General features: G+C 69.6%; 23 protein-coding genes. 21 read left to right on the forward strand and 2 right to left on the reverse strand.

Going from position 1 to position 24,334, the window contains the following annotated elements; all coding sequences use genetic code 11:
• The first annotated feature begins 36 nt into the window (after positions 1-36).
• Genes BLU77_RS19065 through BLU77_RS19090 form a run of 6 tightly spaced genes read left to right on the forward strand, consistent with a single transcriptional unit; the run spans position 37 to position 7,831 of the window.
• Positions 37-1,251, forward strand: coding sequence for a glycosyltransferase family protein (locus BLU77_RS19065; protein WP_175477224.1), 1,215 nt, complete (start codon positions 37-39; stop codon positions 1,249-1,251).
• On the forward strand, positions 1,238-2,488 hold the full coding sequence (locus tag BLU77_RS19070) for a glycosyltransferase (protein ID WP_089774750.1): 1,251 nt from the start codon (positions 1,238-1,240) through the stop codon (positions 2,486-2,488). The genes BLU77_RS19065 and BLU77_RS19070 overlap by 14 nt, the downstream gene beginning before the upstream one ends.
• Positions 2,488-3,684 carry a glycosyltransferase family 4 protein gene (locus tag BLU77_RS19075; RefSeq protein ID WP_089774752.1) on the forward strand — a complete coding sequence of 399 codons (1,197 nt, stop codon included), beginning with the start codon at positions 2,488-2,490 and terminating at the stop codon, positions 3,682-3,684. The genes BLU77_RS19070 and BLU77_RS19075 overlap by 1 nt, the downstream gene beginning before the upstream one ends.
• The gene (locus tag BLU77_RS19080; RefSeq protein WP_089774754.1) at positions 3,671-5,506 is read left to right on the forward strand and encodes an ABC transporter ATP-binding protein; all 1,836 of its coding nucleotides are present in this window, start codon (positions 3,671-3,673) and stop codon (positions 5,504-5,506) included. The genes BLU77_RS19075 and BLU77_RS19080 overlap by 14 nt, the downstream gene beginning before the upstream one ends.
• Positions 5,490-6,725, forward strand: coding sequence for a phosphotransferase enzyme family protein (locus BLU77_RS19085; protein ID WP_089774756.1), 1,236 nt, complete (start codon positions 5,490-5,492; stop codon positions 6,723-6,725). Before BLU77_RS19080 ends, BLU77_RS19085 begins: the two co-directional genes overlap by 17 nt.
• An 11-nt stretch (positions 6,726-6,736) precedes the next feature.
• Complete coding sequence (locus BLU77_RS19090; RefSeq protein WP_139177853.1) at positions 6,737-7,831, forward strand: phosphotransferase; 1,095 nt, start codon at positions 6,737-6,739, stop codon at positions 7,829-7,831.
• 90 nt (positions 7,832-7,921) lie between these two features.
• Here BLU77_RS19090 and BLU77_RS19095 read toward each other — a convergent pair whose 3' ends face one another.
• Positions 7,922-8,683, reverse strand: coding sequence for a DUF4352 domain-containing protein (locus BLU77_RS19095; protein WP_089774759.1), 762 nt, complete (start codon positions 8,681-8,683; stop codon positions 7,922-7,924).
• 170 nt (positions 8,684-8,853) lie between these two features.
• Here BLU77_RS19095 and BLU77_RS19100 point away from each other — a divergent pair, with 170 nt between their 5' ends.
• The 9 genes from BLU77_RS19100 to BLU77_RS19140 all read left to right on the forward strand — a co-directional run bounded on the left by BLU77_RS19100 (position 8,854) and on the right by BLU77_RS19140 (position 16,111).
• Entirely contained in the window at positions 8,854-10,086 is a 1,233-nt protein-coding gene (locus tag BLU77_RS19100) for a sensor histidine kinase (protein WP_139177854.1), read from the forward strand.
• Positions 10,087-10,140: 54 nt separating this feature from the next.
• A complete protein-coding gene (locus BLU77_RS19105; RefSeq protein WP_217632512.1) occupies positions 10,141-10,416 on the forward strand; it encodes a hypothetical protein in 276 nt (91 codons plus the stop codon).
• A gap of 59 nt (positions 10,417-10,475) precedes the next feature.
• Complete coding sequence (locus BLU77_RS19110) at positions 10,476-11,138, forward strand: response regulator transcription factor (RefSeq protein WP_217632513.1); 663 nt, start codon at positions 10,476-10,478, stop codon at positions 11,136-11,138.
• Between the two features lie 165 nt (positions 11,139-11,303).
• Positions 11,304-11,906 (forward strand): dihydrofolate reductase family protein, encoded by a 603-nt coding sequence (locus BLU77_RS19115; RefSeq protein ID WP_089774762.1) that lies wholly within the window; start codon positions 11,304-11,306, stop codon positions 11,904-11,906.
• Between the two features lie 174 nt (positions 11,907-12,080).
• Positions 12,081-13,271, forward strand: a complete 1,191-nt coding sequence (locus BLU77_RS19120) for an aminotransferase class I/II-fold pyridoxal phosphate-dependent enzyme (protein ID WP_089774764.1) — start codon at positions 12,081-12,083, stop codon at positions 13,269-13,271.
• A 21-nt stretch (positions 13,272-13,292) separates the two neighbouring features.
• Entirely contained in the window at positions 13,293-14,063 is a 771-nt protein-coding gene (locus BLU77_RS19125; RefSeq protein WP_089774766.1) for an SDR family NAD(P)-dependent oxidoreductase, read from the forward strand.
• A complete protein-coding gene (gene folP, locus BLU77_RS19130; protein ID WP_089774768.1) occupies positions 14,063-15,022 on the forward strand; it encodes a dihydropteroate synthase in 960 nt (319 codons plus the stop codon). Before BLU77_RS19125 ends, folP begins: the two co-directional genes overlap by 1 nt.
• Entirely contained in the window at positions 15,019-15,720 is a 702-nt protein-coding gene (locus BLU77_RS19135; RefSeq protein WP_089774770.1) for a pyrimidine reductase family protein, read from the forward strand. The genes folP and BLU77_RS19135 overlap by 4 nt, the downstream gene beginning before the upstream one ends.
• 94 nt (positions 15,721-15,814) lie before the next feature.
• On the forward strand, positions 15,815-16,111 hold the full coding sequence (locus BLU77_RS19140) for a type II toxin-antitoxin system VapC family toxin (protein ID WP_245708946.1): 297 nt from the start codon (positions 15,815-15,817) through the stop codon (positions 16,109-16,111).
• Positions 16,112-16,135: 24 nt separating this feature from the next.
• Here BLU77_RS19140 and BLU77_RS19145 read toward each other — a convergent pair whose 3' ends face one another.
• Positions 16,136-16,780: a Pr6Pr family membrane protein gene (locus tag BLU77_RS19145; protein WP_089774774.1), complete on the reverse strand. Its 645-nt coding sequence runs from the start codon at positions 16,778-16,780 to the stop codon at positions 16,136-16,138.
• Positions 16,781-16,865: 85 nt separating this feature from the next.
• Between BLU77_RS19145 and metG the strand changes: the two genes are divergently transcribed.
• From metG to BLU77_RS19175, 6 genes are all read left to right on the forward strand, one after another.
• Positions 16,866-18,662 carry a methionine--tRNA ligase gene (metG, locus tag BLU77_RS19150; RefSeq protein ID WP_089774776.1) on the forward strand — a complete coding sequence of 599 codons (1,797 nt, stop codon included), beginning with the start codon at positions 16,866-16,868 and terminating at the stop codon, positions 18,660-18,662.
• Complete coding sequence (locus BLU77_RS19155; protein ID WP_089774778.1) at positions 18,662-19,570, forward strand: TatD family hydrolase; 909 nt, start codon at positions 18,662-18,664, stop codon at positions 19,568-19,570. The genes metG and BLU77_RS19155 overlap by 1 nt, the downstream gene beginning before the upstream one ends.
• Before the next feature lie 173 nt (positions 19,571-19,743).
• Positions 19,744-20,838: a resuscitation-promoting factor gene (locus BLU77_RS22425; RefSeq protein ID WP_139177855.1), complete on the forward strand. Its 1,095-nt coding sequence runs from the start codon at positions 19,744-19,746 to the stop codon at positions 20,836-20,838.
• A gap of 192 nt (positions 20,839-21,030) precedes the next feature.
• Entirely contained in the window at positions 21,031-22,293 is a 1,263-nt protein-coding gene (locus tag BLU77_RS19165) for a resuscitation-promoting factor (RefSeq protein WP_245708947.1), read from the forward strand.
• Positions 22,294-22,448: 155 nt separating this feature from the next.
• The gene (gene rsmA, locus BLU77_RS19170; protein WP_089774784.1) at positions 22,449-23,321 is read left to right on the forward strand and encodes a 16S rRNA (adenine(1518)-N(6)/adenine(1519)-N(6))-dimethyltransferase RsmA; all 873 of its coding nucleotides are present in this window, start codon (positions 22,449-22,451) and stop codon (positions 23,319-23,321) included.
• Positions 23,322-23,341: 20 nt separating this feature from the next.
• Positions 23,342-24,298, forward strand: coding sequence for a 4-(cytidine 5'-diphospho)-2-C-methyl-D-erythritol kinase (locus BLU77_RS19175; protein WP_245708948.1), 957 nt, complete (start codon positions 23,342-23,344; stop codon positions 24,296-24,298).
• The last annotated feature ends 36 nt before the right edge of the window (positions 24,299-24,334 follow it).

A 24,334-nucleotide genomic window follows, 5' to 3' on the forward strand; every position in this document is an offset into this window, starting at 1 on the left:
CGAACGGTCTACGAGAAACCACCAGAGGGGCGGGGCATGAGTACGGCAGGGAGCAGTCGACGTATCGCGTTCTATTCGCACGACACCCAGGGGCTGGGGCACATCCGACGGAACATCGAGCTGGCGGCGGCCTTGGTCGAGGCCGACGGCGGAACGGATGTCCTTCTCATCACCGGCGCCCCCGAGGCCACTGCCCTCGACCTGCCACCTCGCACCGAGGTGCTCGCCTTGCCCACCGTAGGCAAGGACAGCGACGGCGGCTATGCAGCCGGAGCGTTCGGGCTCGCCCTGAGCGAGGTGCTGAGGTTGCGCAGCCGCGTCATCTGGGCCGCGATCCGGTCCTTCGCACCGGACCTGCTGGTCGTGGACAAGGTGGCGCGTGGACTGGGGGGTGAGCTCGACCGCACCCTCCGCAAGCTCGCCCGCAGCACTCGCCACCGGACGCAGGTGGTGCTCGGTCTGCGAGATGTGCTGGACGCGCCGACGGTGGCACGCCGTGAATGGCGCGAGCAGGGAGCCACCGCGGCCGTTCTCGGCTATTACGACCAGGTGTGGGTGTACGGCGATCCGGCGGTGTACGACCCGATCGCCGAGTGCGGTCTGCCGGTGGGGGTCGCCCAACGCGCTCGATTCACCGGTTACCTGGCCTCCGGCCGCGGACGAGGGCTGCACCGCGCCGAAGCCGCCGAGGTGAACGCGGCCCCGGTGCCACCCGGGAACTATGTGCTCTGCATGGTGGGCGGTGGGCAGGACGGTGCTGAGCTTGCCCGCTCCTTCGTTCGTTCGCCACTACCGCTCGGGCATCTCGGAGTGCTCGTCTCAGGTCCGTACTTGCCGCCGGCCGCACGCGCCGAGATCGAGCGGATCGCCGCCGAGCGCGTCGAGATGACCGTGTACAGCTTCGTTCCGAACACACAGGAGTTGATCGACGGGGCGCGGGCCGTGATCACGATGGGTGGCTACAACACGGTCTGCGAGGCGCTGTCCGGATCCGCACCCGCTCTGGTGGTGCCCCGAGAACGTCCTCGTGCCGAACAACTGGTGCGCGCTGAGCGCCTCCACGCCATCGGAGCCCTCGACATGCTCCCAGCAGACGACGCTGACCCGGTCGGCCTCGGACGCTGGTTGGCCACGGCCGTCGATCGCCCACCGCAGCCTCGTCGGCGCATCGACCTCGATGGCCTGCGCGCCGTCCCCACCCTCGCCCAGTCCCTCCTCAACCGTCCGGAGCTCCTCGATGTCCTTGCATGAGCGTGGCGAACCCCGCATCGGGTACGTGCTGAAGATGTACCCCCGGTTCTCCGAGACCTTCATCCTTAATGAGGTACTCGCACTCGAGGATCTCGGTGTCGACCTGGAGATCTTCTCCCTCCGCCCACCGGCGGACGGACGCTTCCACGAAGCACTGGCTCAGGTGCACGCACCCGTGAGCTACCTCCCGCACCACCTGCGTTCGGCCGAGCTATGGCGTGTGTTCGGCCGAGCCCGCTCGAGCATCCCGGACCTGTTCGCCCACCTGGACGACCTGCTGGATGCCTCTCCGGATGAGGCAGCCGCCGCCGTCGAGCTGGCCGTCCAGGTGCGCCATCGAGCGATCACGCATCTGCACGCGCACTTCGGTTCGGTCGCCACCACGGTGGCGAGACTGGCCGCGCGCATCACCGGGATCGGGTACAGCTTCACCGCCCACGCCAAGGACATCTTCCACGAGGAGGTCGACCACGCGGACCTGCGTCGCAAGCTCGCAGAGGCCGAGTTCGTGGTGACCGTCTCCGACTACAACCTCCGATACCTGCAGGAACGCTTCGGCGCTGACGCCGACCGTGTGGTGCGGATCTACAACGGCCTGGACCTGCGTTCATTCGCCTACCGGCCGCGGACAGGGGAAGCAGAGCTGGTCGTGGTGGCCGTCGGCCGGCTGGTGGAGAAGAAGGGCTTCGTGCACCTGATCGACGCCATCGCGATCCTTGCTCACCAGGGCGCGCCAATGCGGCTGGAGATCGCCGGGACCGGGCCCGAGGAGGCTGCCCTGCGAGCTCGGGTCGAGGAACATGGCCTCAACGAACGCGTGACGTTCCATGGACCGCTCCCGCAGCACCAGGTAGCGGATCTGCTGGCCCGGGCAGCAGTGTTCGCCGCCCCCTGCGTGATCGGAAGCGACGGCAATCGGGACGGGTTGCCCACGGTCGTGCTCGAGGCACTCGCTCTCGGCACCCCATGTGTGGCCACCCCGGTGACCGGGATGTCCGAGGCTGTGCTGAATGACCAGACCGGACTGCTGGTCCCGGAGGCGGACCCGGATGCGCTCGCAGGTGCGCTGCAGCGGCTTCTCGATGACACCCCGAGTGCGCGGCGATTCGCCGAGGCGGGCCGGCGGCTGGTCGAGGACCGCTTCGATGCCCGTCGCAACGCAGGAGAACTGCGGCGGTTGATGGCCGCACACCACCAGCGACCCATCGGTGCCGAGGCCAAGGTGGGGGTGCGGTGATGCGTCGCGTCGTCTACGTGTGCACCGACCCGGGGATACCGGTGTTCGGGTCCAAGGGCGCGTCCGTCCACGTCCGGGCGGTCCTGCGCCGGCTGGTCGCGGCAGGCCTGGAGGTCGACCTGATCACCCCACGCACCGGGGGAGATGCGCCGCCAGATCTGGCTCAGGTGCGGGTACATCTGCTGCCGCAGGTGGTGGGTGCGGACCCGGCCGACCGGGAACGATCCGCGCAGGCCAGCGAGGCGGGCGTTGCCGCACTCCTGGACACGATCGCCGACGACGGTCCGATCGACCTCGTCTACGAGCGCTACGCCCTGTGGGGCCGTACCTCCAGCGCATGGGCGCAGCGCCGGGGTATTCGGAGCATCCTCGAAGTCAACGCCCCCTTGGTGCACGAACACGCCGATCATCGTGGTCTGGTCCATCGCGACGGCGCCGAGCAGGTGGCACGCCAAGCGATCGGACGAGCCGGCGCCGTGGTGTGCGTAACCGAGTCGGTGGCCCGATGGGCACGGTCGTGCACACCGACGCCGGAACGTGTGCAGGTAATCGCCAACGGGGTGGACACCCACCGGATCACGCCGAGCCCGGCGCCTCCCGTGCCGGCGGCTACGGACCCGTTCACGGTCGGTTTCGTCGGCACGCTCAAACCGTGGCACGGCGTTGATGTGCTCATCGACGCCATGGCGCTGTTGATCCATACCGATCCCAGCTACCGGTTGCTCGTGGTCGGCCACGGTCCGCAGGCCGCAGCGCTTGCCGAACGTGCCCGTGGGCGCGCCATCACCGGGGCCGTGGAGTTCACGGGTGCCGTGGATCCGGACGAGATCGCCGCCATGCTGCGCCGGATGGCGGTGGCCACTGCGCCATATCCGCCGATGCGGGACTGCTACTTCTCGCCGCTGAAGGTGCAGGAGTACCTCGCTGCCGGGGTCCCGGTCGTTGCCAGCAGGATCGGGGTGCTGCCCGAAGTGCTCGATGATGGGCGGCTCGGCGAGCTGGTGGCACCGGGGGATCCCGACGAGCTGGCCGGCGCCATCGCGTCGCTACGCGCTGATGCCGGACGCCGCGCCCAACTGCGCCGGGACGCTGTGCAGGCTGCACGGGCCCACGACTGGGACCACGTCGTTCGCCGGGCCGTGGGTCTGGTGGGTCTGACGCTACCCGTGCGGAGGGACGACGATGCCCTCGTCTGATCGCCGAAGTATGCGGCGTTCGCTGCACGGGCTGCGTCGCACGGCCGGCTACCTGAAACCGCACCTGCGCGCTGAACGGACTCTGCTGTTCGGTGGCTCAGCAGCGCTGTTCGCCGAGGTAGCGATGCGGTTGCTGGAACCGTGGCCGCTGAAGTTTGTTCTCGACGGCGTGATCGCTGCAAGCGGCGCCCGGATCGGGCTCGACGCTCCGGACAACCTGCCGATGGTGCTCGTCCTCGCCTGTGTGGCGCTCCTGGTCATCGTGACCCTGCGCGCGGTGGCGGCCTATCTGATGACCCTGTGCTTCGCCCTCGCCGGGAATCGGCTGCTGACGGCGATGCGGGAGCAGGTCTACGCTCACCTGCAGACGCTGTCGATGGCCTTCCACGACAACGCCCGAACCGGTGACCTCGTGACCAGGGTGACCTCCGACGTCGGACGGTTGAAGGAGGTGGGCGTCACTGCGGCACTGCCCTTGCTGGGCAATGTCATCACGATGGTCACGATGCTGGGTGTGGTGGCCGTGCTCGACTGGCAGCTGGCTCTGGTGATGCTCGCCGTGCTCCCCCTCTTCGTGCTGACCGGTGCACGCCTGTCCCGCAAGATCACCGGGGTCTCACGCACACAGCGCAAGGCGGAGGGTGCGTTGGCCTCGTTGGCCGCCGAGACGCTGGCGGCCATGCGGGTGGTGCAGTCGTACTCCCTCGAGGACCGGATGCAGGCCGCCTTCGCGAGCAACAACGTGAAGACCCTCAAGGACGGTGTCAAGGCGAAGAAGCTCTCCGCCGGGCTCGAACGACGCACCGATGTGCTCGTCGGGATCGCCACCGCCGGAGTCCTCTACCTCGGCGCCACCCGGGTACTCGCCGGAGCGCTCACCCCCGGCGAGCTGGTGGTCTTCCTCACCTACCTCAAGGCTGCGTTCAAACCGATGCGGGACCTGGCGAAGTACACCGGCCGGATCGCCCAGGCCGCAGCCTCGGGGGAGCGGTTGGTCGACCTCCTCGAGGAACGGCCGCGGGTGGTGAACCAGCAATGGGCGCGGTCGGCGCGACCGTTCCTGGGCGATATCCAGTTCACGGACGTGTGGTTGTCGTACACCACCGGGCACCCCGTGTTGCGCGGGCTGAATCTGCGGATCCGTGCCGGGGAGCGCGTCGCCGTCGTCGGTCCCTCGGGGGCGGGCAAGTCGAGCGTGGCCATGCTGCTCTCCCGGTTGCGGGACCCGGACTACGGCCAGGTCCGCATCGACGGCCACGACCTGCGTGACCTCACCATGGAGTCCGTGCGCCCGCAGATCGCGATCGTGTTGCAGGAGAGTCTGCTGTTCGCCATGTCGATCCGGGAGAACATCGCCCATGGGGCGTGCGACGTCACCGACGAGGAGATCGAGCGTGCAGCCCGGCTCGCGGGTGCCCATGAGTTCATCACCGCACTCCCGGACGGGTATGACACGGTTGTCGGCGAGCGAGGCGCCACCCTTTCCGGGGGGCAACGGCAACGCATCGCCATCGCCCGTGCTGCGGTGCGAGATGCTCCGATCGTCGTGCTCGACGAGGCCATGACCGGGTTGGACCAGGACACCGAGCAGGAAGTCCTCGCCGCCATGGACCGCCTCACCGACGGGCGCACCACCATCGTCATCACTCACGACCTCGCGGCCGCGCAGAACGCTGACCGAGTCATCTGGATCGACGGGGGCCTGGCGACCGATCACGGCCCGCCGAGCCAGGTGCTCAGCCGGCACGCCGGCGAACCTGGTGTGATCAGCGGCCCCCATCGCCGAGACCCGCGAGAGGCCTATCGTGCTGTGCGACGCTGACCGAGCACTGATCGCCCGCGAAACCGATCTGCCGGCCCTGGCCACTGTGCTCGACCCCGAACGTCTCCAGTCCTGGCTCGGTGACCGGCTCGGCGTCGAGATCCACGCGCAGATCAGGTACCTGCGGTACAAACCTGGCACGAGTTGCGTGGCGGCCGTGCAGGTATCGGGGCCGAGCACGTGCCGCACCATGGTGGTCACTGCGTACGCCTCGGGAGGCTTCCGCAAGCTGGCCAAGTCGGTGAACCGTGCTCCCGCCGGAGCCCTCCTGGCGATGGATCCGAGTCTTTCAGCCCTCGTGGCCGCCCCGGCCGCGGACCGCGACCTGCCGGCCCTGCGGCTGTTGAGCGACGACAGGCTGCGGCCGATGTTGCTGCGCAGAGTCTGGGGGCAGCACGCGCAGGTGGAAGGGACGTCACTGCGTGAGCTCGCCTACAAACCGCAACGGCGGTGGGTGGGCCGGCTGGAGATGGCCTCGGGGCCGGTCCTGGTACGGGCGTACCGCCGCGGCGATCTGGAAGCCGCCGCTGCGCGGATCCAGGCGCTCGCCGGCGCGCCCGCGCGAACCCCCCGGCTCCTGGGAACCGACCGCCGCCGCGGTTTCGCCGCGGTGGAGTTTCTCCCCGGCGATGCCGTGCCGGCAGTCCCGGATCGCGCCTCCCTTGCTGCCGCGGGGCGGGTGCTGGACACGTTGCATGGGCACCCCGCGAACCTCCCCAGGCACGACGCCCGCACCGATCGGGCAGCACTGAACGCCGTGGTCCGCCAGCTCGGCATCGTTCTGCCTGAGATCGGTGAGGAGGTAGTCGACGTCGCGCACCGCACGGCCGACGAACTGCGCGAGGACGTCCCGAGCGTCTCCCTGCATGGTGATCTCTCCCTGGATCAGGTGATCATCGACGGCGGTGAGGCAGGCCTGATCGACCTGGACCACGCCTGCACCGGGCCGGCCGAAGCCGATCTGGCGAGCCTGCTCGCCGATGCCCACGTACGAGGGGCAGGAGACGTGACCGACCTCTTCGGCGGGGTGGTGGCCGGGTACCGGCGCCCCCTCGACACCGATCGACTCGCCACGTACACCGCGCTACAGCTGTTGCGACGTGCCGCGGAACCGTTCCGCAGGCGGGAAGAGGAGTGGCCCGAGCGGACCCGCCGAGTGGTCGATTCGGCGGCCCGCGTGCTCCGCGGCGGCATCACCGCGTTGGAGGCGGCGAAGTGAACGAGGCACTGGTGAGCACCGAACTGCTGCTGCCGAGGCTCGATCGGGACCTGCGCTCTCGTGGCCTGACCCTCGTGCGGGCGATGCCCCGCGATACCGGCCACGCACTCCTCGAGGTCCGGGACCAGGCGGGCGTATCGATGGCAGGCCAACTCTTCGCCGATCCGGCACGCGCACGACGAGTGGCGGCTGGAACCGCGCCCGGTTCCGGCTTGGTCTCGACCGTGGGTGAACTGGCGGTGGTGCAGCGAGATGGTGCCGATCGCCGGATCGGGGCCGCAGGCCCAGCAGCGGAGCCCGGTGCACGACTGGTGGCGCATCGCCCCGAACGTCGTGCCGTGATCGAGCAGCGCCGCGGTTCGGCCACCGTCTACGTCAAGGTGGTTCGCCCCGGACGCCTGGACGCGGTGCCGTGGGTCTCGGAGCACCTTCACCGTGCGGGAGTGCGAGTGCCGCAGGTGCTCGCCCACGACTCGACCAGTCTGACCATGGCAGCGCTACCCGGAGCCACCCTGCACGCTGTGCTCGGTACGCCGCAGACATCCACCACAGCGGCGTATCGGGCGGGGAGAGCGGTGGGCCGTGCGATCCGTCGTCTGCACGATGTGCCGGTGCCCGGCAGCGGGCCCGTCCGGCACGACCACGCCGCGGAGGTGGAGGTGACCCGGCGCTGGATCGGGCTCGCACGGGCCTACGGTGTGCTGCCGTCGGTACCGACGCAGCTCGGGGCGAGTGCGGGTTCTCTCACCGAGGCGTCCGAACCGGTATTGCTGCACCGGGACCTGCACGACAAGCAGGTCGTCATCGACGGCTCCGACGTCGGCCTGCTCGACCTGGACCTGCTCGCCGTCGGAGATCCGGCGCTCGATGTGGCGAATCTTCTCGTGCACCTGGAGTTGCGGGTCGGCCAAGGTCACACGTCCGCGGCGCTCGCGCGTTCGTGCGGGACCGGCCTGCTCCGCGGATACCGGATCAGCGAGGCGGTGCACCGCAGACTGCCGGTATACGCGCAGCTCACCAGGCTGCGGCTCCTGGCCGTCTACGCCTTCCGGCCCGCGGGCCGGAAGGCTGCGCGCCAGGTGCTGACCGAGCCATGGCGCTGGTGACTGCGCACTGTTGACCCCGCACGGCCGACGCGAGGTCGCAGCGCCCCTGGGACGGGCTACCTCGCGTCGGCGGTCCGGCCTCAGGCCGACCTACTCCAGGGTGACGCTCACCCCACCGGAGAAGGCGGAATCATGCAGCTCGATACCCGCAGGCGTGGCATCGGCCGGGACATCGAAGACGATGATGCCTTCGAGTGTGTTCCCCGGGTTGATCTCGGAGAGGAACGTCTCGTTGTCGCCGAGGTAGATGCCTGCCTCCGAGTCGGCCGAGTGCTGCCGGTCCTCGGTGTCGATAAGAGTCTGGTCGCTGTCGAAGAAGTACTCGGCCTGATCGCCGATGTTCGTCACGCTCAGGTGTACGAGCACGAACTGGCCCTGCGCCTCCTCGCTGAGGAACTCGTCACCCACCTGCGCCACCCCGGTCTCGACCTCGGTGATGACGAACTCGAAGGTGCCGTCGCGTGCCGGGTCTCCGATGCCGGGAGTCTGTTCCGCGGCTTCGTCGGCGGGTTCGGCATCCGCTTCGTTGGCCGGCTCGTCGCCGGTATCGGCGGGTGTCGCGGCGGTGGACGGCGCCGGGTCGGCCTCGGGCTCGTCGGAACCACCACTGCTGAGTGCACTGAACACGATGATGAGTGCCACCAGCGCGCCCAGCACCGTGAGCACCTTGTGCCGGGCGAACCAGGACCGCTTCGTCGGCTCGGGCTGAGGTGGGCCGCCCTGGGCCGGGGGTCCGGTGGGGAATCCCGGCCCCGGCTGGCCCGGGCTCTGGTAGGAGCCGGGGCCCTGCGGAGCGTAGGAACCGGCGGGCGGGTACTGGCCGTCCGGGCCAGGTGTGTGCTGAGCGTTCATCTGGTGCCTCCATCGTGTGTCGGGTACGGCACCCAGCCAACGGCGTGTACCCGCTACACCACTTCCCCCGATCAGCTCGAGTGCCCTGGCTGATCGGCGGAGGAACTGCCACGCGAACCTGACCGGTCGGTGGTGCCCGCGTGTCGGTGGTCCGCCGTACGGTGCTCTCCATGTCCACGACCACTGAGCTGCCGGCGCGTCCGCCGTGGTGGCGTACGGCCCTGCTCGTGGTGACGTGCCTGTTCTTCACGGTGAGCAACGGGGTGTTCTCCGAGATCGGCTCCCAGCCCGAGGGACTGGCGGGGATCCTGCTGATCCCGTTGATCCTGGGGATCGGAGGGCTCCCGTTCCTGCTCCTCTGGCGGCACCGCGCGCCGTTCGTTGTTACCTGGGTCGCCGTGGCTGGCGGGGTCGTGCTGCCGCTGGGGGCGTCGACGGCGCTCGTCGCCCTCGCCTCTCTGATCGGCCGCCGTCGCGGACCGGCCGTGTGGTGGGCGGCCGGGGGTGTCGCTGTCACGGTGGCTGTCGCGGTCGCGCGCGACATCGTTGCCCCGACGGTCGGGGCGTCACTGCTGAAGACTCTGGGCGCCACGCCGGGAGCTCCGCCGGAGACCGAGTTCGATCTCGACTGGCAGGTCCTGCCGATCCTCCTGGCCCTCACGATGTGCCTGTCCATCGGCGCGGGCCTGTTGCTGCGGGCCCGTCGGCTGTCCAGGACGGCCGAGACCGCTGCAGCCGCGGCCGGACAGGAGCAGGATCGGCTCGGCCACGCGCTGGCTCGTCAGGTCGAACGGGAACGGATCGCTCGCGAGGTGCACGACGTGCTCGGGCACCGGCTCTCCCTGCTGACTCTGCACGCGGGTGCGCTGCAGGCGAACGCGAGCGGGGACGACGAACTTGCCCAGAGCGCTGCCCTGGTGCGGGAGAACGCAGGGCGTTCGATGGAAGACCTGCGCTCCCTGCTGACCGTTCTGCGGCACGACCTGGATCAGGATCCGGTACTGGACGTCTCCCTCGCCGACCTGCCGAGTGTCATCCACGAGGTGCTCGACAGTGGCTCACCGGTGGTGTCCTCGGTGTACCTGGACCAGGCGGAGTCCGCGGACCCCGCACTGGCGCGTGCCGTATACCGGATCGTGCAGGAAGTACTCACCAACGCGCGCCGGCACGCGCCGGGGGAGCAGGTGCGGCTGTCCGTCACCGGCGGACCCGACGAGGGCGTCAGGATTGACGCGACCAACAGGTATGTGGCCTCGCCGGAGCCCCGGGCCGGATCGGGGATCGGTCTGCAGGGAGTGGCCGAGCGGGCCGAGCTCCTCGGCGGCACGGTTGCCTACGGCCTGGACGACGGCGGACGGACGTTTCGAGTGACTGTCGCCCTGCCATGGCGTGCGGTGTCGTAGCGCTGCTCGGTGCTGCAGGGCGCGCAACGACCCTGGCTCTGGGATGCTCGGCGCATGGCTGAACCACGCACATCCCTGGCGGCCCGGATCGCGGGAGTGCTCGGGCTCGTGCTGTTCGCCCCTGTGCTCTTCCTCTTTACTGTCTCAGGGCTCGTGGCTCCCCTGTGGGCGGTGGTCGGCATGCTCCTTGTGGGCGTCGCCACGCTGGCGGTCGCGATCTGGCAGGTCCGGCGCCGGCCGTGGCTGGTCCTCGCACTGCCGTTGGCACTCCTGCTGGTCTGGATCGTCGTGCTCATCCTGGGTGAGCAGCTGCTCGGCTGGACCGCCTGAGCGCTGGTTGTCGCGGGAGCCGGCCGTGCACGTCGGTGGGACCTCGTACGATCACCGCCATGGACCGACGTCATCGCATCCTCATCGTCGACGACGACGCGATGGTGCGCGCCGGACTGCGTCTGATGCTCCGCAGCGCCACCGACATCGAGGTCGTGGCCGAGGCGACCGACGGCGACGAGGTGGTGGCGGCCGTGCAGGCGCACCACCCGGACGTGGTGCTGATGGACCTGCGGATGTCCCGGATGGATGGCATCGCCGCGACTCGGGCGGTGCTGGCCCTCCCGAGTCCGCCACACGTGATCTCCCTGACCACCTGGGACGTGAGCGAGGCGGTGCTGCGCAGCATCGATGCCGGTGCCGCGGGCTTCCTGCTGAAGACTGGGAGTCCGGAGGAGATCATGCGTGCCGTGCGCGCCGTCGTGGCCGGAGATGCCGTCCTCTCGCCGCGCAGCACTCGGCAGGTGCTCGACCAGCTCACCACCGACGGCGGCGCCGCCCGGGCATATGCCCGCGACCTCATGAGCGCCCTCACCGAGCGGGAGCGGGACGTCACGGTGGGTGTGGCACGAGGGCTCTCCAACGCCGAGGTGGCGCATCAGCTGTATGTCTCGGAAGCCACGGTGAAGTCTCATCTCGCCAGTGCTCAGGCCAAGCTCGATGTGCGTAACCGTGTCGGTGTGGCCGTGCTGGCCGAACGGGCCGGGCTGCTGGCCGACTGATCCGTGGCAGGTCGCTGCAGGGCTGGTGGCCCACACAGCACGGGAGCACCACCACACCGGCCGGGTGGTGAGCGCCGTGCTGGCGAAGATCTGCGCTGTACTGGACGTGATGGCGAGCCCAGCAATCGGTAGGGTTGTGCACGCCACGTGAACCAGGGAGGACACATGGCAGCAACGGTGCTCGACATGTCGATGTCGCTGGACGGATTCATCGCGGGACCGAACCTGAGCCGGGAGAACGGGCTCGGTGACGGCGGCTCTCGCTTGCACGAATGGTTCCTCGGCCCGACCGGCTCGTTCGACGACCGCGTTCTGGCCCCGCTCAGCGGACCGGACGAACGCGCCTTCGACGAGATCATGGCGACCGGGGCCGTCCTCGTCGGTCGCGGCACCATCGAGCCGGCTGGCGCCTGGAACGGTGATCATCATGACGGCGTCCCGATCGTTGTGATGAGTCGTCACCCGGTGCCGCCGGAGTTTGCAGGGTATGAGCGGGTGCGTTATGTCAGTGACCTCGCCGATGCCGTTCGTCTCGCCCGCGAGGGGGCAGGGGAGCGGGATGTGCTCGTCCATGGCGCGGAAATGGCGCAGTTGCTCCTGCGCGCCGGTGAGCTGAACGTGATTCAACTCCATCTGGTCCCGGTCCTGCTCGGGCAGGGGCGGCGGCTGTTCGAGGGGATGCCGGCCGAGCAGACCGAACTGGCGCAGGTGCGAGCCGAGCAGGGCCGCGAGGCCCTGCACCTGAGGTACCGCGTGCTCAGCAAGTGACGGCCTAGCAGGACGGTCCGGCGAACGGGCCAGGGCCGCCGTCGGGGCTCTCCACGCACGGCGCACGGCCGGTGCGGCATGAAGGATGCGCATGCATTCGAGCCTCGACAACTTCTCCACGCGTCCTTCGCATCTCCAGCCGCCGCTTGTACGTGCACGCAGTAGCGTTGACCCATGGAGTTCCGCCGCATCGAGGGTCTGCCCCCGTACGTGTTCACGATCATCGACTCCCTCAAGCTCGAGGCACGTCGAGCCGGTCGGGACGTGGTGGACCTCGGCTTCGGCAACCCGGACCTGCCCAGCCCGGAGATCGCCGTCGAGAAGCTTGCCGAGGCGGCGCACAACACGCGGAACCATCGCTACTCCTCCTCTCGTGGCATCCCGAACCTTCGCCTGGCCGTGGCCGGGATGTACCAGCGGAGGTTCGGCGTCACCCTCGACCCGGAGAGCGAGGTGCTCACCACCATCGGTGCCAAGGAAGGCTTCAGCCACCTCATGTGGGTGCTGCTGCAGCCCGGTGACGCCGCGATCGTGCCCACCCCGAGCTACCCGATCCACATCTGGGGGCCGTACTTCGCCGGGGCCGACGCCCGCCAGGTGCCCATCGGGGACGGCACCGACGGCGCCGGGTACATCGACCGGGTCATGGAGGCCTGGGAGCTCGGTTGGCCCAAGCCGCGGGTGGTGGTGCTCTCCTTCCCGCACAACCCCACCACCTCCACGGTCGAGCTCGCCGACCTGCAACGGCTGGTGGACTGGGCCCGAGAACGGGATGTCGCACTGGTGCACGACCTTGCCTACGCCGACATGTGCTTCGACGGGTGGCAACCGCCGTCGATCATGCAGTGCGAGGGTGCCAAGGAGGTGGCCGTCGAGCTCTACTCGATGACCAAGTCCTACTCGATGGCCGGCTGGCGGGTGGCGTTCATGGTCGGCCGCAAGGACGTCATCAAGGCGCTGGTGCAGCTGAAGAGCTATCTCGACTACGGAACCTTCCAGCCGATCCAGATCGCGGCGACTGTCACCCTGAACGAGGCCACCGAGTACCCGGCCGAGCTCAGCGGGATCTACGAGTCCCGGCGGGACGCCCTCCACGACGGTCTGCAGCGGGTGGGCTGGGACATCCTCAAGCCGAAGGGAACCATGTTCGCCTGGGCGCGGATCCCCGAGCCGTACCGGGAGATGGACTCCATCGACTTCGCCCGCCACCTGGTCACCGAGTGCGATGTGGCGGTCTCCCCGGGCGTCGGTTTCGGTCCTGGTGGGGAGGGGTATGTGCGGTTCGCCCTCATCGAGAACGAGCAGCGGATCTCCCAGGCGGTGCGCAACATCCGCCGCGGCCTGACCCGTCTGACCACGGGCTGAGTGCCGCGTAGGCTGCACAGCATGTCCACCGCGCTGATCACCGGAGCCTCCTCCGGCATCGGACTGACCTTCGCCCGGCACCTCGCGCAACGGAGCCAGAGCCTGGTGCTGGTGGCCCGGAATGCCCACCGGCTGGAGGTGGTGGCGGCCGAATGTCGCGCCCTGGGCGCTCCCACCGTGGAGGTGCTTCCCGCCGACCTCGCCACCGATGCCGGGATGTCCTCCGTGGCCGACCGGCTCCGCCGCGACGATCTGCACACCCTGGTGAACAACGCCGGGCTGTCCATCGGAGCGCCGTTCGTCGAGGCCAGCGAGCGTGCCCTCACCCACCAGCTCGCGGTGAACGTGGAGGCGGTGCTGCGTCTCACCCGCGCGGTTCTGCCGGGCCTGACCCAGCGTGGGGCCGGGGTGATCATCAACGTCGCCTCGGTCGCGGCGTTGCTCCCCGGGCGGGGCAGCACCTATTCGGCCTCCAAGGCGTGGGTGCTGCAGTTCACCGAAGGCCTGGCGATGAACCTCTTCGGTACGGGCGTGCGGGTGCAGGCGCTGTGCCCCGGCTTCGTGCGCACCGAGTTCCACGATGCCGCCGGCATCGACATGAGCCGCACCCCGGACTGGATGTACACCAGTGCCGACCACGTGGTGGCCGCCTCGCTGCGAGACGTCGGCCGCGGGAAGGTCGTCAGTGTGCCGGGTGTGTTGTACAGCGCCCTCGCCGTGGTGGCCAAGCACGCTCCGCGTGGGGTGATCCGTCGCCTCGCCGCCGAGGTCAAGTCCCGCGGGCGGGACTGATGGCCGACGGCGTCCCGGCCGCAGGTGCGGCCCTCACCCATGCGGCGCGCCCGTCGGGCGCGGCGTCGCCGCTGACTCCACCGGCGGTGACCACTCTCCCGCCGCGACGGATCGGCCGGCGCGAGTTCGACTTCGCCCACCGGGTGGCGGTGATGGCTATCGTGAACCGCACCGCGGACTCCTTCTACGACGCCGGGCGCACCTACGCCCTCGATCGTGCCGTCGAGGCGGCGCTGCGTGCCGTCGAGGCCGGCGCCGACTGGGTCGACATCGGAGGGATGGCGTTCTCCCCGGACGCCGAGGAGGTGGATGCGGCCGAGGAGTTGGACCGGGTGCTCGGGGTGATCGAGGGGGTGCGTGCCGTCAGTGATGTGGTGATCTCCGTGGACACGCAACGCCCGGAGGTGGCGAGGGCGTGCGTGCAGGCGGGGGCCGACGTCGTCAATGACACCACGGGACTGCGTGTGCCCGGGATGGCCGACGCGGTGGCCGAGACCGGCGCCAGCGTGGTGATTGCGCACTCCATCGCCGACCCGCACCGGCACCACCCGCGCCCGCAGTACACCGATGTGGTGGCCGAGGTGGCTGCGTTCCTGACCGCGCAGACACAGGTGGCGCTCGCGGCGGGCGTGCCGCCGGAGCGGATCATCATCGACCCCGGTCACGACTTGAACAAGAACACCCGGCACTCACTGGAACTGGTGCGGCGCCTGGACGAGATCACCAGCCTCGGCCCGCCCACCCTGGTGGCGTTGTCGAACAAGGACTTCGTGGGGGAGACGCTGGATCGGGAGCGCCCCGAACGCCTGCCCGGTACGCTCGCCGCCACGGTGATGTGCATCGAGCGTGGGGCACGGATCGTGCGTGCCCACGAGGTGGCTGCCACCGTGGACTCGGTTCGGATGGCCGAGGCTGTGCTCGGGCTGCGGGAGCCGGCGTGGATGAAGCACAACGTATGAGGCCGTTCTCCGAGGCTGAGCTGCTCGCCGCGTACGCGGTCGCGGACAGGACCAGGCCCCACCTGCGCGCGAACATGATCGCCAGCATCGACGGTGCCGCCACTCACCAAGGTCTCTCCGGCGGGCTGAACAACCCTGCTGACAAGCAGGTGTTCGACCTGCTGCGCCGCCTCGCCGACGTGGTGCTCGTGGGTGCGGGCACGCTGCGCGCCGAGGGGTATGGCGGGTTGCGCGTGGACGAGGAGGACGTCGCCTGGCGGCGGGCGCACGGTCTGCCTGATCACCCCGTGCTTGCGATCGTCTCTTCCCGGCTCGCGTTGGAACCCTCATCGCCCCTGTTCACCGAGGCTCCGCGTCGGCCCCTGCTGTTCACCCACGAGCAGAGCCCACAGCGGCAGCGAGCAGCACTCGGTGAGGTCGCCGACGTGGTGGTCTGTGGCCACGATGCCGTGGACCCGGCGGGCGTCGTCGCGGAGCTGGTGGTCCGGGGGATGCCGCAGATGCTCTGCGAGGGCGGCCCGCACCTGCTCGGCACTCTCGCCGGGGTGCTGGACGAGCTGTGCCTGACGGTCAGCCCGTTGTTGGAGGGTGGCGGCGCGGTCCGGATCCTCCGGGACGCCCCGCTGGCGCATCAGCCGATGCGCCTGGCCGGTGTGCTGCGCGCCGAGGACATGCTCTTCCTGCGCTACCTGAGCTGAGCCGCGGAAGTATCGACGGCACACAGCACACTGGTGCCAGATCTGGCGACAGTGTGCTCAGGCCCGTCGATAGTTGCGCGCCAGCAGGGTGTGCGTGACCAGTGCAGCCAGCGTGACCGAGGCTGCCCTGGTCGTCCAGAGCCGACAGGGTCCGGACGCCGTCGAGGACCTGCGCCGGGCGCTGCGGCAGGCGAAGGTCGAGATCGCCCCCGTTGACGAGGAGCAGGCGTGGCTCGCCCACGCGGCCTGGCAGAGGTTCGGCACGGGGCGGCACCCTGCCGGGCTCAACTACGGCGATTGCTTCTCTTATGCCCTGGCGAGATCGCGGGCAGTGCCGCTGCTGTTCACGGGCGAGGACTTCACGCAGACCGATATCGAACAGGCGCGCTGACAGGGCGGACCCAGGGTGTGGGAACTAGTGCCGCCGAGCGCTCCCCGGCAGCCGCCGATCGGCGAGCCAGCTCGCCCCGAACAGCGCCGCGAAGAGCACGAGGATCCCCAGGCATGTGCCCGCCACTGTGCCCCATCCCTGGTCACGGAAGTTGACGAACGGGTAGGGGAACCAGTCGGTGATCCCGCCCACCGCCAAAGTCGCCGCCAGCCACAGAACCGGCCATACCGTCGCCCCGACGATCGCTGCACCATCGATCCGTGATCGTGGACCCAGCAGTAGCCAACCCACCACGCACAGCACCGGCACGACCACGTGCAGCATCGTGTCGGCCACGAGCGACCAGCCCGTCAGGTCCAGCAGCGGCCGAAGCAGGAAGACGTGGACCAGCCCAGTCACCGTGATCCCGACCAGTCCCGCCAGCCGGACGATGCGGAAGACCCGTCCGTCCCGCTGCGGGTCGAGTGAGAGCATGACCGCCCCGACGGCGACGAGCAGATTGCTCTGGATCGTGAAGTAGGAGGCCAGTCGCCACAGCCTGGTGCCCAGTGGTGGCACCTCGGTGGCGAGGAGTACGGCAGCGCCGGACGCCGAGAGGATGAGCTGCAGGAGCAGCGCGCTCACAGCCGCCACGGCGGTCACGATGTGCACGGAACGGGCAGGCGTCACGGGTCGATTCCCTCTCGAGGTGATGGTCGCCTGCGCTGGTGCGCGCCGGGGATCTCAAGGCCCCATGACCATTAGGATCGAGTCTATGACCCACATCCTCTCGGCCGTGGCGTGGCCCTACGCCAACGGCCCCCGGCACATCGGTCACGTTGCAGGTTTCGGCGTCCCCTCGGACGTCTTCAGCCGGCACATGCGGATGGCGGGTCACGACGTGCTGATGGTCTCCGGCACGGACGAACACGGCACCCCGATCCTGGTGCAGGCCGAGCAGGAGGGCGTCTCCCCGCAGGAGCTCGCCGACCGGTACAACCGGGTGATCGTAGAAGACCTCACCTCGCTGGGCTTGTCCTACGACCTGTTCACCCGCACCACCACCGGCAACCACTACGCCGTGGTGCAGGAGATGTTCCGCACGGTGCACAAGAACGGGTACATGGTGGAGAAGACCACCATGGGCGCGATCTCTCCTTCAACCGGCCGCACCCTGCCGGACCGCTTCATCGAGGGCACCTGCCCCATCTGCGGCTACGACGGCGCCCGCGGCGACCAGTGCGACAACTGCGGCAATCAGCTCGACCCGATCGACTTGAAGAACCCGCGCAGCCGCATCAACGGCGAGACTCCCAAGTTCGTCGAGTCGAACCACTTCTTCCTCGACCTGCCCGCCTTCGTGGACGCCCTCGCCTCCTGGCTGGAGACCCGCAACGGGTGGCGCCCGAACGTGCTGAACTTCAGCCGCAACCTCCTCGACGACGTCCGCCCCCGTGCCATGACCCGCGACATCGACTGGGGCATCCCGGTGCCGCTGGACGGCTGGGAAGGCAACCCCAGCAAGCGACTGTACGTGTGGTTCGACGCCGTCATCGGCTACCTGTCCGCCTCCATCGAGTGGGCCCGGCGCAGCGGCGACCCGGAGGCCTGGCGCGCCTGGTGGACCGACCCCGATGCCCGTTCGTACTACTTCATGGGCAAGGACAACATCACCTTCCACTCCCAGATCTGGCCGGCCGAGCTGCTGGCCTACGACGGCGGAGGCTCGCGTGGGGGAGCGCCTGGCACTTTCGGTTCGCTCCAACTGCCGACCGAGGTGGTCAGCTCAGAGTTCCTGAACGTGGAGGGGCAGAAGTTCTCCTCCTCCCGCGGTGTGGTCATCTATGTGCGGGACATGCTCGCCCGCTACCAGCCGGACGCCTTCCGCTACTACGTGGCCGCCGCCGGTCCGGAGAACCAGGACGTCGACTTCACCTGGGAGTCGTTCCTGAGCCGCACCAATGACGAGCTCGTGGCCGGCTGGGGCAACCTGGTCAACCGCACGGCGAGCATGGTGGCGAAGAACTTCGGCGAGATCCCGGCGGCCGGCGAGCTCGCCGATGTTGACAGGGACATCTTGGCCATCACGAATCAGGCATTCGCCACGGTCGGGTCGGCCATCGAGGCCAACCGGCAGCGGCACGCCATCTCGGAGGCGATGCGCGCCGTGTCCGAGGTGAACCGGTACGTGTCCGAGACCCAGCCGTGGAAGCTCAAGACCGACCCGGACCGGCTCGCCACGGTGCTGCACACCACCACCCAGGCGGTCAGCGACTGCAACACGATCCTGGCCCCGTTCCTGCCGCACTCCGCGCAGGACGTGCACACCACCCTCGGCGGCATCGGCACCTTCGCCCCGCAGCCGCGGATCGAGGAGGTCACCGATCTGGACGACGACTCGCGTGAGTATCCGGTGATCACCGGCGACTACCGCGGGGAGTCGGGCTTCCCGGCCTGGGAGTCCCGCCCCGTTGTCCCGGGTACCCCGATCGGCAAGCCCACCCCGGTGTTCACCAAGCTCGACGACTCGATCGTGGAGGAGGAGCTGGAGCGGTTGCGGGAGAGGGCCTGATGGCGCGCAAGCGCGAGAAAGGGTTCCCGCCCACCCCCGAGCCGCTTCCGGTCGCCGTGGTGGACAACCACACCCATCTGGAGTCCATCGCCGATGTCCTTCCCGACGGCGTAGCCGACCCCGGTCTGACCGGTCACCTGGAGCAGGGGCGCGCCGTGGGCGTGGACGCCCTGGTGCAGATCGGTTGCGACCTGGACTCCGCGCGCTGGAGTGTCCAGGCCGCGCAGGAGCATCCCGTGCTGGTCGCCGGGGTGGCGATCCACCCGAACGAAGCGGTGCTGCACGCCGGGGTCCGGGAGGTGGCCCCGGACGGCCTCGAGCCCGATCCGGCACCTCGTCACCAGGTGAGCCTCGACGATGCGATCGCTGAGATCGCCGAGCTGGCCCGCGCCGATCGGGTGCGCACGGTGGGGGAGAGCGGGCTGGACTACTTCCGCGCCGGTGAGCTCGGGCGCGCCGCACAGCGCGAGTCCTTCCGCGCCCACATCGCCCTGGCGAAGGAGCTCGACCTGCCGCTGCAGATCCACGACCGGGAGGCCCATGAGGACGTGCTCGCCGTACTCGCGGCAGACGGCGCGCCGGCGCGGACGGTCTTCCACTGCTTCTCCGGGGATGCGGCAATGGCCCGCGAATGTGTCGCCCGTGGCTACTACCTCTCCTTCTCCGGGACGGTCACCTTCAGCAAGTCCGAGGAGCTGCGCCGCGCTGCGGCTGAGGCTCCGCTCGACCACGTGCTGGTCGAGACCGACGCGCCCTACCTGACCCCGCACCCCTATCGCGGACGGCCGAACGCCCCCTATCTGGTGCCCGTCACCCTGGGGGTCATCGCCTCGGTGCGGGAGGAGCCCCTGGAGGCGTTGTGCACTGCTGTCCGGACGACGTCGGAGGCGTTGTACGGGCCGTGGTGACGGCCGGTCGGAGGTAGGCCGGCCCGCGCTGAGGCGGTCGAATCGGACGTGACACGGGCCACCATCGGCGTCCGATCTGTGGATAGCCTGGCGAAGAAGGTCACGAATCGGTTACGGTCAGGGGGCCGACTCATCCCTCCTGAGTCGTCTCCATGCAGAACAGGAACCCCTCCGTGCCCAGTGGAAACACCCCGTCGCGCCACCGTGCCGACGCGCCCGTCACCACGACACTGCCTCGTCCGATCCGCCGCGCCCTCGGCGCGGGCGGACTCGCGGTCGTCCTCGCCGGCTCCCTGGCGTTCGCCGCGTCACAACCGGCGTCCTCCGACGAGCAGCAGAACGCGCTGACCGGCGCCGGCTCGGCAGCCAACTCCCTGGCCGGCCGCACCGAGGTCTGGGACCAGGCCTCCCGCAGCGGTGAGGTCACCCGGGATGTGCTGGACGAAGCCGGACAGTCCGTGACGTTCTCGGTCACGGTTGACGGGCGCGACCTGGAGATCGACTCGAACGCGCAGACCCTGGCGGACGCGCTGATCGACAACGGCATCGTCGTGGGCCTCGAGGACAACGTCTCGGTCCCGATGAATGGTCTGCCCACCGAGGGGATGGACGTCGAGATCGAACGCGTCGGCACCCAGCACGGTACCGAGACCGAGACCATCCCGTTCGAGACTGTCGAGCAGGAGACCTCCTCGCTGGAGCGTGGGGAGACGCGTACCGAGACCGAGGGCGTGAACGGCACCCGGGTGATCGCCTACACCGCGGTGTACGAGGAAGGCGAGGAGGTCTCGCGCACCACGCAGGCCGAGATCCTCGTCTCCGAACCGGTGGACGAGGTCATCCTGATCGGAACCGCGGAGCCGGAGCCAGAGCCAGAGCCAGAGCCAGAGCCTGCGCCGGCCACGTCGAGCTCGAGCTCGAGTTCGTCCAGCTCCAACGACTCCGCACCCAGCGGTTCCTACTCCGGCAGCGACCCGCGCTCGATCGCACGCTCGATGCTCGAGGCGCGCGGCTGGGGCGGCGACCAGTGGAGCTGCCTCGACTCGCTCTGGCAGCGGGAGAGCAACTGGAACCCGTACGCCCAGAACCCGTCCTCGGGTGCGTACGGCATCCCGCAGTCGCTGCCCGGTACCAAGATGGCCTCCGCCGGCTCGGACTGGCGCACCAACCCGGCCACCCAGATCACCTGGGGCCTGAACTACATCTCAGGTCGCTACGGCACCCCGTGCGGCGCCTGGAGCCACTCCCAGTCTGTCGGCTGGTACTGAGCCGACGTCGTCCGCGGTGAGCCTGTCCGCCCACGTGGGCAGGCTCACACCGTGACACCCTGGCCCGTTTGATAACGATCGGGTTACAGTCTGTGAGTCGCGATTGACGGCGCGCCTCACCTGTGTGCCGCGCGGCTCCCCTTGCCCCGCCTCCTGATTCCCTCCGAGGCCGCACCAGCAGAGGACCCTTGCGTGAAGTTCTTTCGTCGTTCCCCCGAGCCTGCCCCCGTCGAGCCGACGTCCTCGGAGTCCGCGCCCGCCGCGTCGGCCCCCGCCGAGACCGCCTCCCGGCGTCCCCGTCGTCGGATGATCATCGGTGCCGTCGCCGCCCTCGCGCTGGTGGCCGGTGGTGGTGGCGCTGCCTATGCGTCCGCGCACAAGGAGGTCGAGATCGACCTCGACGGGCAGACCTACACGTACAACACCTTCGCCGGCTCCGTGTCCGGGCTGCTGGACGAGGCCGGGATCGAGCTTGCCGAGCACGATGAGGTCGTTCCGGGCCTCGACGAATCGCTGAGCGACGACAGTGAGGTGGTGGTCCGCACCGCGGACCAGATCACGGTGCTCGCCGACGGTGAGGAGACCCAGGTCTGGACCACGGCGCTCACCGCGGCCGGGGCGCTGGACAGTCTCGCCGCCACCGGACGGGACGCGAGCATGCTGGCCTCCCGCTCGACCGACGGACGGACCAGCCTCGAGATGCCGCTGGTGGCGAACGGCACCGTCTCGATCGAGGTCGACGGCGAGACCCGTTCCGTGGACGCCGAGGGTACCGTCTCCCTGGAGGAGGTCCTGGTGCGGGCCGAGGTCGAGCTCGGTGCCGCCGACGATGCGGAAGTGACCAGCGCCGACGGCAACGTCGTGGTGACCGTGACTCGCCGCTCCACCGAGCGGGAGACCGAGACTGAGACGGTCGAGCACGAGAGCACCCAGCGGGAGACCGACGACCTGTACGAGGGGGAGTCCCGACTGGCTCAGGAGGGCCAGGACGGTGAGCGCACCATCGTGACCCTGCACCAGCTGGTGAACGGGGAGATCACCTCCAGCAAGGAGATTTCGTCCGAGGTGACCACCGAGCCGGTCACCGAGGTCGTCGAGGTGGGGACCGCCGAGCGGCCCGCCCCGGAGCCCGAGCCTGAGCCGGAGCCCAGCTCCTCGAGTGGTTCCTCCAGCTCCTCCAGCAGCTCCGGCTCCTCCAGCGGCTCCTCGGCCGGAAGTGGTGTCTGGGCCGCGCTCGCCCAGTGCGAGTCCGGTGGGAACCCGCAGGCCGTCAACCCGGCCGGGCCGTACTACGGGCTGTACCAGTTCTCGCTGAGCACCTGGCAGTCGGTCGGCGGGTCCGGACTGCCCAGCGAAGCGTCCGCCAGCGAGCAGACCCAGCGGGCCCAGACCCTGCAGGCGCGCTCCGGCTGGGGCCAGTGGCCGCACTGCGCGTCCCAGCTCGGCCTGCGCTGACCGACCCAGCCCCCCACACGCCGAGTGCGGCCGATCTCGCTCACCTGTTGAGATATACCCGAGATCGACCGCACTCGACGTGCGTCCAGTGCGGTCGCGCGGCCGTGGCCGCACCGAGCGCCACACCGATCGCCCGCGTCGCCTAGGCTCTGCCTGTGACCTCTGCTGAGTCGGCCGGCAACGCCGTGCACCTGTTGACGCCCGGCCGTATCCGGGAGCTGGCCGCGCGCCTCGAGGTGCGCCCCACCAAGACCCTCGGGCAGAACTTCGTGATCGACCCCGGCACAGTGCGACGCATCGTGCGCACCGCGGGAGTGGAGGCCTCGCACACGGTCGTAGAGGTCGGTCCCGGTCTCGGGTCACTGACGCTCGGACTGCTCGAGACAGGGGCGCACGTGATCGCCGTCGAGATCGACCCGGTGCTCGCCGGAGCACTCGAGGAGACGGTGGTGGCCCAGGCTCCCGGTGCAGCATCACGACTCACCGTGATCGCGGCGGATGCCATGGAGATCACCGAGCTCCCAGCCGCTCCGGATCGCCTGGTGGCGAACCTCCCGTACAACGTGGCCGTCCCGGTGCTGCTGCAGCTGCTCCAGCACCTGCCCAGCCTGCGCGAAGTACTGGTGATGGTGCAGGCTGAGGTAGCCGATCGGATCGCCGCAGGTCCAGGGTCGCGGACCTACGGTGTCCCCTCCGCCAAAGCGGCCTGGTACGCCAGCGCCTCGCGCGCCGGGTCGATCGGACGCTCAGTGTTCTGGCCCGTGCCAAACGTGGACTCGGCGCTCGTGCGGTTGGTACGGCGCGACCCACCGGTCACCACGGCTACCCGGGCAGATGTCTTTGCGTGCATCGATGCCGCCTTCTCGCAACGACGCAAGACGCTACGCTCGGCCCTGGCCGGGTGGGCCGGTTCGGCGGACCTCGCCGAACAGGCGCTCCGAGCAGCGGGGGTCGACCCGACCCTGCGCGGTGAACGGCTCGACATCACCCAGTTTGCGGCCGTGGCTGCCGCACGCACGGCGCGCTAGGCGAAGGCGAGGAGGGCCAGATGAGCGAACCGATGAGCGAGGCTGTGGTTGCCCCGGGGGCGGTGCATGTGCGTGCACCGGGCAAGCTCAACCTGGTGCTCCGTGTGGGGCCATCCGCCGAGGACGGGTATCACCCCCTGGCCACCGTGTTCCAGGCGGTCTCCCTCTATGAGGATGTCATTGCCACACCCGCCGAGGAGATCAGCGTCAGTGTGTCCGGCAGGCACGCGCAGCAGGTCCCCACCGACGAGCGCAACCTTGCCTTCCGCGCTGCCGCCCTGCTTGCCGAAGCCACCGGCACGGACGAGGGGGTGCACCTGCAGATCGCCAAGCAGGTCCCCACCGCCGGCGGGATGGGCGGCGGCTCCGCCGATGCGGCAGCAGCCCTGCTGGCCTGCGACCTGCTCTGGGAGACCGGGCTGGCACGGGAGGAGCTCGGGCACCTGGCTGCCGAGCTGGGTGCGGACGTTCCGTTCGCGTTGACGGGGCAGACGGCGCTGGGTCGCGGCCGGGGCGATGAGCTCACCCCGGCCTTGGCGCGTGGGCGGTTCTACTGGGTGCTGGCGCTGTTCGCGGACGGACTGTCCACCCCGGAGGTTTTTGCTACCTGGGACCGGCAGCAGGCGGAGAGTCCGTCAACGACAGCCGCTCTCGACGTCGGGGACGACGTGATGCAGGCGCTCGTCTCGGGTGACCCGCACCGCCTCGCCGAGGTGCTGGTCAACGATCTCGGTCCAGCCGCCCGTGAGCTCCGGCCCGCTGTCGGTACGGTACTGGACCAGGCCGAGAGCGTCGGGGCGCTGGCTGCGGTCGTCTCCGGGTCCGGTCCGACAGTGGCGGCACTGGCCGCCGACCATGCCAGTGCCCTCGAGGTGGCCGCCGAACTGCGCGCCAAGGACGTGGCCGATGAGGTGATCGTGGTGACGAGCCCCGCGCACGGTGCCAGGCTCGTGGAGCCGGTGCGCGAGAGCACCTAGATCCGGAGTAGCCCGCCGTGTCTCCTGTTCCCGGGC

Origin of the sequence: Ruania alba, from assembly GCF_900105765.1 — a bacterium.
Taxonomy (GTDB): domain Bacteria; phylum Actinomycetota; class Actinomycetes; order Actinomycetales; family Beutenbergiaceae; genus Ruania; species Ruania alba.

Excerpts from the sequence above, each read along its gene's own strand:
- BLU77_RS19105 (WP_217632512.1), top strand. The coding sequence starts at position 10,141 with ATGGCTGAACCACGCACATCCCTGGCGGCCCGGATCGCGGGAGTGCTC.
- BLU77_RS19100 (WP_139177854.1), top strand. The coding sequence starts at position 8,854 with ATGTCCACGACCACTGAGCTGCCGGCGCGTCCGCCGTGGTGGCGTACG.
- BLU77_RS19065 (WP_175477224.1), top strand. The coding sequence starts at position 37 with ATGAGTACGGCAGGGAGCAGTCGACGTATCGCGTTCTATTCGCACGAC.
- BLU77_RS19120 (WP_089774764.1), top strand. The coding sequence starts at position 12,081 with ATGGAGTTCCGCCGCATCGAGGGTCTGCCCCCGTACGTGTTCACGATC.
- BLU77_RS19075 (WP_089774752.1), top strand. The coding sequence starts at position 2,488 with ATGCGTCGCGTCGTCTACGTGTGCACCGACCCGGGGATACCGGTGTTC.
- BLU77_RS19110 (WP_217632513.1), top strand. The coding sequence starts at position 10,476 with ATGGACCGACGTCATCGCATCCTCATCGTCGACGACGACGCGATGGTG.
- BLU77_RS19080 (WP_089774754.1), top strand. The coding sequence starts at position 3,671 with ATGCCCTCGTCTGATCGCCGAAGTATGCGGCGTTCGCTGCACGGGCTG.
- BLU77_RS19070 (WP_089774750.1), top strand. The coding sequence starts at position 1,238 with ATGTCCTTGCATGAGCGTGGCGAACCCCGCATCGGGTACGTGCTGAAG.
- BLU77_RS19115 (WP_089774762.1), top strand. The coding sequence starts at position 11,304 with ATGGCAGCAACGGTGCTCGACATGTCGATGTCGCTGGACGGATTCATC.
- BLU77_RS19125 (WP_089774766.1), top strand. The coding sequence starts at position 13,293 with ATGTCCACCGCGCTGATCACCGGAGCCTCCTCCGGCATCGGACTGACC.
- metG (WP_089774776.1), top strand. The coding sequence starts at position 16,866 with ATGACCCACATCCTCTCGGCCGTGGCGTGGCCCTACGCCAACGGCCCC.
- BLU77_RS19135 (WP_089774770.1), top strand. The coding sequence starts at position 15,019 with ATGAGGCCGTTCTCCGAGGCTGAGCTGCTCGCCGCGTACGCGGTCGCG.
- BLU77_RS19175 (WP_245708948.1), top strand. The coding sequence starts at position 23,342 with ATGAGCGAACCGATGAGCGAGGCTGTGGTTGCCCCGGGGGCGGTGCAT.
- folP (WP_089774768.1), top strand. The coding sequence starts at position 14,063 with ATGGCCGACGGCGTCCCGGCCGCAGGTGCGGCCCTCACCCATGCGGCG.
- BLU77_RS19155 (WP_089774778.1), top strand. The coding sequence starts at position 18,662 with ATGGCGCGCAAGCGCGAGAAAGGGTTCCCGCCCACCCCCGAGCCGCTT.
- BLU77_RS19095 (WP_089774759.1), bottom strand. The coding sequence starts at position 8,683 with ATGAACGCTCAGCACACACCTGGCCCGGACGGCCAGTACCCGCCCGCC.